Here is a 15327-nt window from a genome sequence, read left to right as displayed (position 1 = left end):
TATCTCCTTATTTACCCCAGTTAAGCGCCGGGGTGTGGACCGGGGCGTCCCATAACGCCAGCGTTTCGTCATCAACTTTCAGTAAGGTGATGGAAAAACCGGTCATGTCCAGTGAGGTACAATACGCGCCGATTAAATTGCGCTCGATAGTCAAGCCCGCTTGCTGGCAACGCGTGGCCAGGCGGTTATAGACGCCATACAGTTCAGAAAGCGGAGTTGCACCAAGATTGTTGACGAGTGCAATTACTCGATCGCCAGACTGAAGCGGTTGTTTAGTTTGCGTCTCTTCCTGCCAGCTACCTTGTCGATAATCCCAGAAGCGGAGCGTGCGGTGGTATGTGCCATTTTCCAGCAGGGTGTCGAACATTTGATCAACTGTTTGGTCAAGGGAGGAGAAGGGGCGGCGGTCAATACCCGGCTCACCATGAATGCCGACGCCAAACTCCATCTCATTATCTGCCAGCGTAAAAGAAGGTTTTCCCGCGGCAGGAACGGTACAGGCATTGAGGGCGATACCAATAGAATGGCCCTGATTGTTCAACTTACGCCCCAGTTGTGCACAAGCCTCCAGCGAGTCGCCACGTTCTGCCGCTGCGCCTACGAGTTTTTCGATTAATACGGTGTTGGCAACGCCGCGCCGCCCAGCGGTATAAAGACTGTCTTTTACTGCAACGTCGTCATCAATGACCACGGTGGTCACTTTTACGCCGCTATCGTGCAGTAATTCTGTTGCTGTTTCAAAGTTAAGAATATCGCCGGTGTAATTTTTGATAATCAGCAGTACACCTTCGCCGCCATCAACTTGCATGGCGCATTCAAAAATTTTATCGGGCGTCGGTGAGGTGAATATTTCGCCCGGACAGGCCCCCGAAAGCATCCCCTGACCGATATAACCGCAGTGCATCGGTTCGTGTCCGCTGCCGCCGCCCGACAGCAGGGCGACTTTTCCTGCAACGGGGGCATCAGCTCGGGTGACATACACCGGATCCTGATGCAGTGTCAGCGATGAATGTGCTTTCGCCAGACCCGCCAGTTGTTCGTCCAGAACGTCTTGCACATCATTGATCAATTTTTTCATTATCTTGCTCCAGCAATTACGGTAGGGCATGGATGATGTTCAACGACACGGCGACCACTGACTGCCGATAAATCCATTGTGCATCAGGTAAGGGAAAAGAAAATTAGCCCAAATTATGTTTCATGGTGAAACATATGTTTTAATGAATGTTCCATATTGAAACTTTTACGCGTTTTAATACTAAAAATTGCGAGCCGGAACACCTTTTGTCACAAAGGATGCGGGATATGAGTGGCGCTTTTAACAACGATGAACGGGGCATATCTCCCTTAATTGCAGCCTCCTGGGAGCGATGCAATAAACTGATGAAACGGGAGACATGGCGCGTACCGCACCAGGCCCAGGGCGTGACATTTGCTTCTATCTATCGGCGTAAGAAAGCGATGCTGACGCTCGGGCAGGCTGCGCTGGAAGATGCCTGGGAATATATGGAATCGCGGGCGTGCGGACTGTTCATCCTTGATGAAACCGCCTGCATCCTTAGTCGTTTTGGTGATCCACAAACGCTGCACCAGCTTAGTGTCCTGGGATTCAATGACGGCACGTATTGCGCAGAGGGAATTATTGGTACCTGTGCGCTATCGTTAGCGGCTATTTCTGGTCAGGCAGTGAAAACGATGGCCGATCAACATTTCAAACAGGCACTCTGGAACTGGGCCTTTTGTGCAACACCGTTGTTTGACAGCAAGGGCCGATTGACGGGAACAATAGCGCTGGCGTGTCCGGTTGAGCAAACTACCGCAGCTGATTTGCCGTTGACGTTGGCAATCGCACGCGAGGTCGGAAATTTACTGCTGACGGACAGTTTGCTCGCTGAAACTAACCGTCATTTAAATCAACTTAATGCCCTGTTAGAAAGTATGGATGATGGCGTGATTAGCTGGGACGAGCAGGGTAATTTGCAATTTATCAATGCCCAGGCGGCGCGAGTCTTGCGCCTTGACGCGACGGCAAGTCAGGGAAGGGCGATCACTGAACTCTTAACGTTACCCGCTGTATTGCAACAAGCAATAAAACAGGCACATCCGCTCAAACACGTAGAAGCAACCTTTGAAAGTCAGCACCAGTTTATTGATGCGGTGATAACCCTTAAACCGATAATAGAAACGCAGGGAACCAGCTTTATTTTGTTGCTCCATCCCGTGGAACAGATGCGGCAGTTGATGACCAGTCAATTGGGAAAAGTCAGCCATACCTTCGCTCATATGCCACAGGACGATCCGCAAACTCGCCGCTTGATTCATTTTGGCCGCCAGGCGGCGCGTAGTAGCTTTCCTGTTTTGCTTTGTGGCGAAGAGGGCGTAGGCAAGGCACTGCTAAGTCAGGCAATTCATAATGAAAGTGAGCGTGCAGCGGGGCCTTATATCGCCGTCAATTGTGAGTTATATGGTGATGCGGCGCTGGCGGAAGAATTTATTGGCGGCGATCGCACGGACAATGAAAATGGTCGTCTGAGTCGACTGGAACTGGCGCACGGCGGCACGCTGTTTCTTGAAAAGATTGAATATCTGGCGGTGGAGTTACAGTCTGCTTTGCTTCAGGTTATCAAGCAGGGTGTTATCACGCGACTGGATGCGCGGCGTTTAATACCAATTGATGTCAAAGTGATTGCCACAACGACCGCGGACCTGGCAATGCTGGTGGAACAAAATCGCTTTAGTCGCCAGCTGTATTACGCGCTGCATGCATTTGAAATTACCATCCCGCCTCTGCGTATGCGGCGTGGCAGCATTCCGGCGCTGGTGAATAACAAATTACGCAGTCTTGAAAAACGCTTCTCTACGCGTCTGAAAATTGATGACGATGCCCTCGCTCGCCTGGTTTCTTGTGCATGGCCAGGCAACGATTTTGAACTTTACAGCGTCATCGAGAATCTTGCTCTGAGTAGTGATAACGGGCGCATTCGCGTCAGTGATTTGCCTGAACATCTGTTTACCGAGCAGGCGACAGATGATGTCAGCGCCACTCGCCTTTCCACCAGTCTGTCATTTGCGGAAGTTGAAAAAGAGGCAATTATTAACGCAGCCCAGGTCACAGGCGGTCGCATTCAGGAAATGTCGGCTTTACTTGGAATCGGCCGCACTACGCTGTGGCGGAAAATGAAGCAACATGGCATTGATGCAGGGCAGTTTAAGCGCCGGGTATGAAAGACAGAGACGATTTCTGATACATCTGAGTGATCTGTATTTCATTCCGGCGCACGCTAACAATTTTCAGCATCGTTTAAGGGCTTGTCTATCCCGCACTTAAAAGCTGAAGCGATATCCTCCGTTGACTTGCTTCTGATCAAAGAGGTTACCCTGCGTGTAATCCGCTTCGAGATAGAATGTGTGCTGTTTGTTATACTGTGCACTGACTCCCACGCCGTTATTCCAGCCATTACCTTTGAAACTGTACTTCTCCCGGGAGTTGTTCAACAGATATTCGGTATCCCCTGAAAACTCGCGGATAGCGCCAGTCTTCACATAGACATTCAGCTGGCTGTTGCCTGCGGTGATGTCATATCCCAGTATCATGCTGGCACGCCCCAGCAGCGATTCGTAGTGATTCAGATGTATATTGAGACCATTACTCGCCTTCATAGCCATCCCATTCTGGTGGCTGTATGTGAGCTGGGTTTGCGGCTCTATATAGAACCCATAACCAGTAGGGGTCAGGTTGAACCTCTGCCCGGCTTCCAGGGAGATGCTCAATCCATTCGCAGTGCCGTTGGCGTTAACGCCGTTGTTCTGACTGTCCAGTACGTGGAAACTATTTTTCTGGTGCGATGCTTTTACAACGAGATCGCTGTAAAAACCGTTGTGTGCCATGTAACTGGCGTACATTCCCATGTAGTCTGAACGTGCGGTACCGTCGCCTCCGCTATAGTCCGGCGATGCATGTGTTGAGCCAATATACAGACCGACATACAACGGCATTTCATCAGAGAGACGTTTATCCCCACCAAACTGGATACCGCTGTAACCCATGTCAAAGCCGCTCAGTTTGCCACTGGCAAAGGAGTCCAGGCTTCCCCCATAACTGCGCAACCAGATATTACCGTCTTTACCCTGATTTCGCAGGTCACCCATCCGTTGCATCAGCGTACGGTTTTCAACATAGTTCAATAAGTAACCGACATTGAGATAATTGCCGCCAGCATCTGCGGTCGTGGTGGGTTTAGGCGTGGGAGCGGGGGCAGGCGTAGGATCTGGGTTGACTATGGGGGGCTGAGCGGGAGCTGGTGTGGGCTCTGGATTAGGAGTCGGCTCCGGAATTGTCCCGGAAGCATAAAGCTCCCAGTTAGTGCCATTTTTACGCACATCATACAGATATCCCCCCAACTCAACCTGAGAAGACGCGCTGAACGAGGCCGCGCCGTCAGTGGTTTTTACCACTGTCAGAACTTCATTTCCCGTTGTGGCCTCGCTGCCCTGGTTACGGATAGCCAATACGTGATTACCAGCACTACTCCCGCAGATATTCAATAAATCTCCTTTATTATTAACGCCATTACCCTCGCCAACAACATCAGCACGCATAATAAAGGTACTGTTACCGCTAAGGTTCTCTACGTTTAATGTGGTAAATGTGCCGGCAGTTGACGCGTGGCTGGCAAAATCGACAGTTGAATGGCTCAGCGCCAGCGTGTCGAGATTAGAATTACTTGTTACGTTCCAGACGCTGTTATTCATTGCAACGTCCAGTTTCCCGCCATTGACATTATCGCTGAGGGAAGAACCTGTCCAAACCGACCCAGGGTGCATATCCAGATTGATTAGCCCACCTTTAGAAAGAACGCTACCGTTGATAAGCATACGACCCGAGGCGTTGATGCGGCTGGCGGCATAACCATCGTCATGTTGCGTTGCGATGGCCATCTGGTCGGGTGTACTCATATCAATGACCAGATCGCTCGTGAGATCGATCTGGCTGTTGGTCATGGCATAAATCCCCCTGGCTCCTGCCGCGCCGGTGATAGCCAAACTGTCTCCTGTTATTCTACCGCCGCTGAGCGCCCACAAACCCAGCGCCAGACTGCCATTACGATCAACCGTAATATCGGTATTTTGCATGTTGATAACAGCCGTTGCCGTCTGGGCTGAGGCACCATAAGAACCGCTGGAAAAGATGCTGTTTCGTTGCGCTGCCGTGCCAGAAAAATTGATTGTCGCGTCTGAACCACTGGTTACGAGGCCACCGCCCTGCGCGGAAGAAATATGGCTATCAGCACCGATAGTGGTTGTACCACCACGAACTTCGACGCCATTGGCAGCGGCTCCAGTTACATCAACAGTGAGTGCATTCGCGCTCACCTGGCCAAAGCTCCAGAGGCCGTGTGCATTATCGCCATTGGTTTTAATGGTACTGTTTGTTCCGAGATCGACAACAGAGTTTTTCTGTACGTTTATTCCCATGGCGCTGTAGCCCTGAACATCGATTGTCAGGTCTGTCGCCGTAAAACGCGCAGCACCGTTGGCGTTATTGCCGTTGAGACCACCGATATAAACACCTGTACTTCCATCGGTCTTGATTTTACTACCGCTTCCAAGATCGACACTGGTGCCATAGTCATTGATGGTTAGGCCTATACCGTTCGAGTTTTCAATGGTGAATTGAGAGGCTGTTAGTGTTGAGCTATGCCCAATAATGATGCCGTCATCGTTACTCTTAATGGTGCTGCCTGTGCCTAAGTCAGCATGTGTATAGTCACCAATTAAATTAATGCCGATGGCAGAGGTTTGACCAACAACATCTACTGTAAGTCGGTTAGCTGTCAGAGAGCTGTTCTTGCCCTGAATAATGATTCCCTTTGCATATCCAGAGGCGTCGTTGACATTGACGGTGACATCATCACCCAGGTTGATATTGCCAGGCGTGTTTCCTGCTGGGGTCATTACACCATAGAGGTTTCCTGATGGATCGGCGGTATCTCCTGTAATTCTGTCACCATCATTAATAGTAATATTGGTGCCATTTTGACTTCCTAAATCAGCAGCTATCAGCAGGGGGGAAAAGATAATTGCATTCAAACCAATAGCGCCATATTTTATCAGTTGAATGGAGGGCGAACGGATTTTTAATTCAGCGAGACGATCGGCTTTGGTATTCCCATTGTGTTGTTTGATGCCCATACCACTCCTATATAGTACCCAAGCTATGGGTCTATGGATTTTGTCATTTTGTTTAAGTCAATGAATAATATCCTCTTATCATCATGATATTTGTATGGTGCAATCATGATGAGCTGCTCTGAGAATAATTCTCTATTACCGGGCAAAATCAGGAACACAGGAATTAATATATATTTAACATCCCCTTTACAAAGGTGAGTTTAGATCGAGTTATTCCCTAAGTTGTCGTTACTTATTCCAATTCGTTACTATGAATATGACAAAAACATTACAACAAACAGCGGTTAAATAATTTGGTGAATATTTTTGGTAATAATCCTAATTAGTTATGGGATTTTCGCTTGATGTATCTGCATAACAAAAACAATATGAGCCATTTTTGCATTACTAATAAGAAAAAGCAAAAAACATCGATATTCATTTTTGATCAATGGATTTTCTGGCATATCGTTATTATCGTGATACTGGTTATCATTTTCATCTTGCCAGGATCGCACGTAATCACGTTATTCGGGGGCTTTATCTGCTGGATATTGCCCTTCAGGCAAGTCCTTTTCTCGCCAGCATATTGGAGCGTGATCAATATTGATCAGCTGTAAAAGGTGTCTGATGTGCAGTGGAACACAAACTTACGTGATCTCATTGCTAATGAGATATCCCTCATCTGAACACTTATGTCTTTAATTATTCTCGTGGTTCACTATAGGCAATAAGCACAAAAGTGTAGGATGTTATAAGAATGGTTAGGACTCGGTGAAATGAAAAATCCACGCAATTGCGTGGATTTTATATACTTTTGCGCTCTTCATGAGATTTAGCGAAACCTCATGAGACAACAAATTAATTAGACATTGAACAGGAAGTTCATTACATCGCCATCTTTAACGATGTAATCTTTACCTTCTGCACGCATTTTGCCTGCTTCTTTCGCGCCTTGTTCACCTTTGTAAGTGATGAAATCTTCGAACGAAATAGTTTGTGCACGGATAAAGCCTTTTTCAAAATCAGTATGGATTTTGCCAGCGGCCTGCGGCGCGGTTGCACCAACCGGAATGGTCCATGCACGCACTTCTTTCACCCCAGCGGTGAAGTAAGTTTGCAGGTTCAGCAGCTTATAACCGGCACGGATCACGCGGTTCAGGCCCGGCTCTTCCAGCCCAAGCTCCTGCATAAACTCGTCACGTTCTTCGTCGTCCAGTTCGGCAATGTCTGCTTCAACAGCAGCACAAACCGGAACCACAACAGAACCTTCTTTCGCCGCGATTTCACGCACCTGGTCAAGATACGGGTTGTTTTCAAAACCGTCTTCGTTGACGTTGGCGATGTACATTGTTGGTTTCAGCGTCAGGAAGCTCAGGTAACGAATAGCCGCTTTCTCTTCAGCGCTTAAATCCAGCGCGCGCAGCATACCTGCGTTTTCCAGCTGTGGCAGGCATTTTTCCAGTACCGCCAGCTCGGCTTTCGCGTCTTTATCGCCGCCTTTGGCTTTCTTCTGTACGCGATGAATCGCACGTTCGCAGGTGTCGAGGTCTGCCAGCGCCAGTTCTGTGTTGATAACTTCAATATCATCCGCCGGGTTAACTTTGCCGGAAACGTGAATGATGTTGTCGTTTTCAAAGCAGCGAACAACGTGACCGATCGCTTCGGTTTCACGGATGTTGGTCAGGAACTGGTTACCCAGACCTTCGCCTTTCGATGCGCCTTTTACCAGACCGGCGATATCGACAAATTCCATGGTCGTGGGAAGCGTACGCTGCGGTTTTACGATTTCAGCCAGTTGATCCAGGCGAGGGTCAGGCATTGGTACGACGCCTGTGTTCGGCTCGATGGTGCAGAATGGAAAGTTGGCCGCTTCAATACCGGCTTTGGTCAGCGCGTTGAACAGGGTAGATTTCCCGACGTTGGGCAAACCGACGATACCGCATTTGAATCCCATGATTTAAATCACCTTAATATCTTAATAATCAACCTGTTATTGCTAACAGATTGCAGAAATGGAAATAACTTTGCCTATTATACACGGCACTCGGCAAAAATGCCGCAGACAACGACTTATTGCGCTTTAAAGGCGTGCAATCGGTTCGTTGCTTTGGTCAAGCCCTCTGTAAACCACATTTCAGTACAACGTGCCGCTTCGTCGATGGCTTCATCAATTAACTTCTGTTCACTAACAGGCGGTTTGCCTAACACAAAACCGACAACTTTATTTTTATCGCCCGGATGACCAATTCCGATGCGTAAACGGTGAAAGTTAGGGTTATTACCCAATTTACTGATGATGTCTTTCAGTCCATTGTGACCACCATGGCCACCGCCCAACTTAAATTTGGCGACGCCAGGTGGCAGATCCAGTTCGTCGTGGGCAACCAGAATTTCGTCCGGATTAATGCGGAAAAAACTGGCCATCGCCGCAACGGCTTTGCCGCTGAGATTCATAAATGTAGTCGGGACTAACAGGCGGACATCTTCGCCTCCAAGGGTGACTCGCGAAGTATAACCAAAGAATTTAGCCTCTTCGCGCAGCGGAGCGCGCAAACGCTCAGCCAGTAAGTCAACGAACCAGGCGCCAGCATTATGTCGCGTTGCGGCGTATTCAGCGCCGGGGTTCGCCAGACCGACAATCAATTTAATCGTCACGTTTTTTTGTCCTGAGTGTGTACATAACTGGCGCGTAGTTTACTGGTTGCGGCCCCGCTTGACAAAAAACTGCGTATCAAATGCAGATAACGCAATAATTGCCTAAGTGGACTATTAGAAAGTCAAGGTGTTCAGGCATTTATTTGTAAAGTTTTGTTGAAATAAGGGTTGTAATTGTGATCACGCCCGCACATAACCCATAGGGTGTTGTCTATACTTTACACATAAGGAAGAGGGGTATTCCCTGTTACAACCCAGAAAGTTCCGGAGGTGACATATGAAACGCAAAAACGCTTCGTTACTCGGTAACGTGCTCATGGGGTTGGGTCTGGTGGTAATGGTGGTCGGCGTGGGGTATTCAATCCTCAACCAGTTACCACAGTTTAATATGCCCCAGTATTTCGCACATGGTGCAGTGCTAAGTATTTTCGTCGGTGCCATTCTCTGGCTGGCGGGTGCCCGTGTTGGCGGGCATGAACAGGTGTGCGACCGTTACTGGTGGGTTCGCCACTATGACAAACGTTGCCGCCGTAGCGATAATCGCCGTCATAGCTAACAAATAATGCAGTTTGCTGACCAGTCAGTTTGCGCTGACTGGTCAATCGCGTACTTATAAATCCGCCATCGCCGCGCGACGATTCGGGAAGAAAGCAAGGCGGCCCGGGATCGGTTGAATGCCTGCGCGAGCCATAGTGCGCAGTGGCTGGAATTCCACGTTGCACACGCGCAGTTCACATCCTTCGGGCAGACGCTTCACAAAACGCTGGAACGCATCAAGGCCACCAGCATCAAGCACCGGAACGGCATCCCACTTCAGAATGACAATCCGCTTGCCTTCAAGGCGTGACTCGAGGTCCGTGAACAGGCCTTCAGCGGCAGCAAAGAACAGCGGGCCAATAACGCGCAGAACCAGGACATCGTCTGGAACGTCTACGACTACTGGGGCCAGGCGAGTCATACGCGCGATACGACGCATAAACAGCAGCGATGCCAACACGATCCCCACACTGATGGCAATAACCATATCAAACAGCACGGTCAGCGACATGCACAGCAGCATGACGATGATGTCATCTTTCGGCGCATGACGCAGCAAGTCGACCACTTTGTGCGCTTCACTCATGTTCCACGCCACCATCAACAGCAGGGCAGCCATGGCGGAAAGCGGCAGCCAGGAGAGCAGCGGTGCCAGTACCAGCAGGGCAAGAATAACCAGAATAGAGTGGATCACCGCCGAGATAGGGGAAGTTGCCCCGGCACGGACGTTAGCGGCAGAACGCGCGATGGCAGCTGTAGCGGTAATACCACCAAAGAACGGGGCGATGATATTCCCCAGTCCCTGTCCAACCAGTTCGCTGTTCGCTTTGTGTTTCGTTCCGGTCATACCATCCAGTACCACGGCGCAGAGCAGAGATTCGATTGCGCCGAGCATTGCCATTGAGAATGCCGCAGGCAGCAGTGTGCGAATAGAATCCCAGGTTAGCGTGAATTCTGAATTAGGCAGGTCCCACGGCAGTACCAGCTGTGGCAGCAGTTGCGGAATACCGTTACCCTGAGTACCATCGGCCAGGACGTAGTGGAATTGCGAACCGATGGTAGCAACATGTCCGCCGAGCAGGTTAACAATCCCCATCACCGCGCAACCAGCCAGCAAGGCCGGAAGGTGACCAGGCAAACGAATGCCCAGACGCGGCCAGAAAACCAGAATGCCAAGCGTCACAATGCCAATGGCAGCATCACCCACATTAATGGTCGGCAACGCCATAAATAATGCGCCGACTTTTTGTAGATAATGCTCCGGGACATGGGCCATTTGCAGACCGAGAAAATCTTTAATCTGCATGGTACCGATGGTGATCCCGATACCCGAGGTGAAACCTAAGGTCACGGAAACCGGAATATATTCAATCAAGCGTCCAAAACGTGCCAGCCCCATCAGGATCAAAAAGACACCTGACATGAGTGTCGCGACCAGCAGTCCTGCCAGTCCAAACTGTTGCGAAACGGGATAGAGAATTACCACAAATGCCGCAGTCGGACCGGAAACGCTAAAGCGTGACCCACCCGTCAGAGCAATGACAATCCCCGCAACAGCTGCGGTATATAAACCGTACTGGGGTGCCACACCACTACCAATAGCCAACGCCATTGCCAGCGGGATAGCAATAATCCCGACGGTTATCCCGGCAATCAGGTCACGGGTAAACCGTGCGGCAGTATATTTTTCTTTCCAGCAAGCGTCGATCAGAGCGCGGAAAGGCATCACATGTGAGGAAAATATTTTGTTCACAATAATGTTTCATCCGTGAGCGCATCATCTGTCAACTAAATGGCAGGTGAAGGAGGCATAGGTCATACAAATGGATATTACAGACAAAAAAACCCGCCGCAGCGGGTCTTTGAGCCGGGTTCGATTAGTGTTCGAACATGGCAGAGATCGATTCTTCGTTGCTGATACGACGAATCGCTTCGGCCAGCATACCTGACAGGGTCAGAGTACGCACGTTCGGCAGTGATTTGATTTCATCGCTCAGCGGAATGGTATCGCAGACAACGACTTCATCAATTACAGAGTTACGCAGGTTGTTCGCCGCGTTGCCGGAGAAGATCGGGTGAGTCGCGTACGCAAATACACGTTTAGCACCACGTTCTTTCAGCGCTTCTGCAGCTTTACACAGCGTACCGCCAGTGTCGATCATATCATCGACCAGTACGCAGTCACGACCTGCAACGTCACCGATGATATGCATCACCTGGGAAACGTTCGCACGCGGACGACGTTTGTCGATGATTGCCATATCGGTATCGTTCAGCAGCTTAGCGATAGCGCGGGCACGCACAACGCCGCCGATATCCGGAGAAACCACAATCGGGTTATCCAGATTCAGCTGCAGCATGTCTTCCAGCAGGATCGGGCTACCAAATACGTTATCAACCGGAACGTCGAAGAAACCCTGAATCTGTTCAGCGTGCAGATCCACTGTCAGCACACGGTCAACACCGACGCTGGAGAGGAAGTCTGCAACCACTTTCGCAGTGATTGGTACACGAGCGGAACGGACGCGACGGTCCTGGCGCGCATAGCCAAAGTAGGGGATAACAGCGGTGATACGACCTGCGGAAGCACGACGCAGGGCATCAACCATAACGACTAATTCCATCAGGTTGTCGTTAGTAGGGGCACAAGTGGACTGGATGATGAAAATATCACCACCGCGTACATTTTCGTTAATTTGTACGCTGACTTCGCCGTCGCTAAAGCGACCTACAGCGGCGTCGCCGAGTGAAGTGTACAGGCGGTTGGCAATACGTTGTGCTAGTTCCGGGGTGGCGTTACCAGCAAAAAGCTTCATATCAGGCACGAGAAGAACCTCAGGCATGCGTCCATTGGTGGAAAGAATCTGCCGAAAACTGTGCGGGCCAGGCATGATTCTTTCCAGGCGGTGTATTAAAGAGCGCGATGCAACGTCTGGAACAAGGTGACGTTGTCACCGAAACTCAGCTTGCCCGGCTTAAAGCATGGCTCTGTGCAATGGGGAAAGATTAACGCCTTTCGCCACAAAGCCATTGAGCCATTCCGGGGCTTGCTCTAGCACCTGGCGGGCTTCAGACTCTGTATCAAATTCAGCAAAGACACAGGCCCCTGTCCCAGTCAGGCGCGACGGGGCGTATTCTAACAGCCAGGAAAGCACCGCATCAACCTCGCGAAAACGTTTTCTTGCGATAACCTCGCAATCATTGCTGAATTCACATTTTAGCAACGTTTCTATTGACCTTTTTGGCGTATTGCGCGGGAGTTCAGGATCTTTAAAAATCACCGGTGTCGGAATACTTACACCAGGGTGCGCCACCAAGTACCACTTCTCTGGCGGATCCACCGGCGTTAGTATTTCACCAACGCCTTCAGCAAACGCGGCATGACCCCGAACAAAGACAGGAACATCTGCGCCCAGCGTCAGCCCCATTTCCGCCAGCTCATCAATGCTTAGCCCGCATTGCCAGAGATGGTTTAATGCCACCAGCACCGTCGCGGCATTGGATGAACCACCACCCAGACCGCCGCCCATCGGCAAAAGCTTGTCAATACTGATTTCTGCACCGCTTCCCGTAGGAAGACGCCCGCTGGCGGCTGCTGTTTTCATCAGCAACCGTGCTGCGCGAACGATCAGGTTATCTTCATGTTCCACGCCTTCAACGGGTGTTAACAGACGAATATCCCCATCGTCACGAAGCTCAATGCTGATGGTGTCGCCGTAATCCAGGAACTGAAACAGCGTTTGCAGCGTGTGGTAACCGTCCGCACGCTGACCGGTAATGTATAAAAACAGATTAAGTTTTGCCGGAGAGGGCCACTGTGTCCGCATTATTTCACTATCCAGTTATCCATTTTTAACTTGATGCGCTGACCACCATCGGTGAGTTCCATATTGGCTGGCATCGCAGGTTGCGTTTTGGTGTCATAACCACCGTAAACAACTTTCCAGTTTTTACCGTTTTGGCTGTAGGTGATTTCGCTGAGGCGATATTGATCGTCCAGTTTGTAGTCGGTTGCATCACCCGGTAAACCTAAAATCCACTGACGCAAACTGTTGAGCGGAATCGGCATTCCGGTCAATTTGCCAATCATCTCTTCGGCGTCATCGGCGGTGTAACGCTGCCCTTTATTGTCGACTAACTGCACGTTACCCGGCTGAGCATTCAGCTCCAGTTCGGTGCTGCCCAATGGGTTAGTCAGTAGCAGACGATAGCGATCCTGGCCGGTTTGTTGCCAGAAAAAGCGGGCGTAGACTTTTTGTTGATCAGAAATATAAGCGAACGCGCCGCGAGTCTGATACTGATTAAGATTACGCACGTCTTGCTGATGCTGACGCCATTGTGGCGAATCCGGGCTTTTGCCAGGACCTTTCGGCGTGGTAACGGAACAGGCAGTAAGCACGAGAGCAGCCAGTGGTAGCAGACGGATAAGACGAAAATCGGGCAGGGGCATAATGATGACAAGTCCTTGAGATACGTTGCAGTTATAACCCTTAATGCTAGCGTTACCGTCCGCTATCGTCTATGTTCAAGTTGTCTTAATTGCCAGAATCTAACGGCTTTCGGCAATTACTCCAAAAGGGGGCTCTCTCTTTTATTGATCTCGCGCATCCTGTATGATGCGAGCAGACTAACCCTATCAACGTTGGTATTATTTCCCGCAGACATGACCCTTTTAGCACTCGGTATCAACCATAAAACGGCTCCTGTATCGCTGCGAGAACGTGTATCGTTTTCGCCGGATAAGCTCGATCAGGCGCTTGACAGCCTGCTTGCGCAGCCGATGGTGCAGGGCGGCGTGGTACTGTCGACGTGTAACCGCACAGAACTTTATCTTAGCGTTGAAGAGCAGGATAACCTGCAAGAGGCGTTAATTCGTTGGCTTTGCGATTACCATAATCTCAATGAAGACGATCTGCGTAAAAGCCTCTACTGGCATCAGGATAACGATGCAGTTAGCCATTTAATGCGTGTTGCCAGCGGCCTGGATTCACTGGTTCTGGGGGAACCGCAGATCCTCGGTCAGGTTAAAAAGGCGTTTGCCGATTCGCAAAAAGGCCATATGAAGGCCAGCGAACTGGAACGCATGTTCCAGAAATCTTTCTCAGTCGCAAAACGCGTTCGTACTGAAACCGATATCGGTGCCAGCGCTGTGTCTGTCGCTTTTGCGGCTTGTACGCTGGCGCGTCAGATCTTTGAATCGCTCTCTACGGTGACGGTACTGCTGGTGGGTGCGGGCGAAACCATCGAGCTGGTGGCGCGTCATCTACGTGAACACAAAGTACAGAAGATGATTATCGCCAACCGTACTCGCGAACGCGCCCAAATTCTGGCAGATGAAGTCGGCGCAGAAGTGATTGCCTTGAGCGATATTGACGAACGTCTGCGCGAAGCCGATATCATCATCAGTTCCACCGCCAGCCCGTTACCGATTATCGGAAAAGGCATGGTGGAGCGCGCATTAAAAAGTCGTCGCAACCAACCGATGCTGCTGGTGGATATTGCCGTTCCACGCGATGTTGAGCCGGAAGTAGGTAAACTGGCGAATGCTTATCTTTATAGCGTTGACGATCTGCAAAGCATCATTTCGCATAACCTGGCGCAGCGTAAAGCCGCAGCAATTGAGGCGGAAACTATTGTCGCCCAGGAAACCAGCGAATTTATGGCGTGGCTGCGTGCACAAAGTGCCAGCGAAACCATTCGCGAGTATCGCAGCCAGGCAGAGCAAGTTCGCGATGAGTTAACCGCCAAAGCGTTAGCAGCCCTTGAGCAGGGCGGCGACGCGCAAGCCATTATGCAGGATCTGGCATGGAAACTGACTAACCGCCTGATCCATGCGCCAACGAAATCACTTCAACAGGCTGCCCGTGACGGGGATAACGAACGCCTGAATATTCTGCGCGACAGCCTCGGGCTGGAGTAGCAGTACATCATTTTCTTTTTTTACAGGGTGCATTTACGCCT

Annotated in this window: 11 protein-coding genes; 3 read left to right on the top strand and 8 right to left on the bottom strand. The window is 50.3% G+C overall.

Annotated elements, in window-relative coordinates:
* Nucleotides 1-7: 7 nt before the first annotated feature.
* Complete coding sequence (gene dhaK / locus AABJ99_RS13765; protein WP_039021480.1) at nt 8-1078, bottom strand: dihydroxyacetone kinase subunit DhaK; 1071 nt, start codon at nt 1076-1078, stop codon at nt 8-10.
* Nucleotides 1079-1305: 227 nt separating this feature from the next.
* On the opposite strand from dhaK, the gene dhaR reads away from it, so the two are divergent.
* On the top strand, nt 1306-3225 hold the full coding sequence (gene dhaR / locus AABJ99_RS13760; protein ID WP_039021479.1) for a dihydroxyacetone kinase operon transcriptional regulator DhaR: 1920 nt from the start codon (nt 1306-1308) through the stop codon (nt 3223-3225).
* Between the two features lie 99 nt (nt 3226-3324).
* Here the strand turns inward: dhaR and ycgV are convergent, their stop codons facing one another.
* From ycgV to pth, 3 genes are all read right to left on the bottom strand, one after another.
* Nucleotides 3325-6192: an autotransporter outer membrane beta-barrel domain-containing protein gene (gene ycgV, locus AABJ99_RS13755; RefSeq protein WP_001353264.1), complete on the bottom strand. Its 2868-nt coding sequence runs from the start codon at nt 6190-6192 to the stop codon at nt 3325-3327.
* Nucleotides 6193-7036: 844 nt separating this feature from the next.
* Nucleotides 7037-8128 carry a redox-regulated ATPase YchF gene (gene ychF / locus AABJ99_RS13750; protein ID WP_000505866.1) on the bottom strand — a complete coding sequence of 364 codons (1092 nt, stop codon included), beginning with the start codon at nt 8126-8128 and terminating at the stop codon, nt 7037-7039.
* A gap of 116 nt (nt 8129-8244) precedes the next feature.
* Nucleotides 8245-8829: an aminoacyl-tRNA hydrolase gene (gene pth / locus AABJ99_RS13745; RefSeq protein WP_000152937.1), complete on the bottom strand. Its 585-nt coding sequence runs from the start codon at nt 8827-8829 to the stop codon at nt 8245-8247.
* 277 nt (nt 8830-9106) lie between these two features.
* Between pth and ychH the strand changes: the two genes are divergently transcribed.
* Nucleotides 9107-9385: a stress-induced protein YchH gene (ychH, locus tag AABJ99_RS13740; RefSeq protein ID WP_000823885.1), complete on the top strand. Its 279-nt coding sequence runs from the start codon at nt 9107-9109 to the stop codon at nt 9383-9385.
* A gap of 54 nt (nt 9386-9439) precedes the next feature.
* On the opposite strand, the gene dauA is transcribed toward ychH, so the two are convergent.
* The 4 genes from dauA to lolB form a co-directional block, all read right to left on the bottom strand.
* On the bottom strand, nt 9440-11092 hold the full coding sequence (gene dauA, locus AABJ99_RS13735) for a C4-dicarboxylic acid transporter DauA (RefSeq protein ID WP_032302910.1): 1653 nt from the start codon (nt 11090-11092) through the stop codon (nt 9440-9442).
* Between the two features lie 151 nt (nt 11093-11243).
* The gene (prs, locus tag AABJ99_RS13730) at nt 11244-12191 is read right to left on the bottom strand and encodes a ribose-phosphate diphosphokinase (RefSeq protein WP_001298109.1); all 948 of its coding nucleotides are present in this window, start codon (nt 12189-12191) and stop codon (nt 11244-11246) included.
* Nucleotides 12192-12341: 150 nt separating this feature from the next.
* Complete coding sequence (gene ispE, locus AABJ99_RS13725; protein WP_001260318.1) at nt 12342-13193, bottom strand: 4-(cytidine 5'-diphospho)-2-C-methyl-D-erythritol kinase; 852 nt, start codon at nt 13191-13193, stop codon at nt 12342-12344.
* Nucleotides 13193-13816 carry a lipoprotein insertase outer membrane protein LolB gene (gene lolB / locus AABJ99_RS13720; RefSeq protein ID WP_001130692.1) on the bottom strand — a complete coding sequence of 208 codons (624 nt, stop codon included), beginning with the start codon at nt 13814-13816 and terminating at the stop codon, nt 13193-13195. Before lolB ends, ispE begins: the two co-directional genes overlap by 1 nt.
* A 213-nt stretch (nt 13817-14029) precedes the next feature.
* On the opposite strand from lolB, the gene hemA reads away from it, so the two are divergent.
* Nucleotides 14030-15286, top strand: coding sequence for a glutamyl-tRNA reductase (hemA, locus tag AABJ99_RS13715; protein WP_024211932.1), 1257 nt, complete (start codon nt 14030-14032; stop codon nt 15284-15286).
* Nucleotides 15287-15327 lie beyond the last annotated feature (41 nt).

It is taken from the genome of Escherichia coli, from assembly GCF_036503815.1.
GTDB classification, from domain to species: domain Bacteria; phylum Pseudomonadota; class Gammaproteobacteria; order Enterobacterales; family Enterobacteriaceae; genus Escherichia; species Escherichia coli_F.
This window is presented reverse-complemented; position numbering and strand designations above follow the sequence as displayed.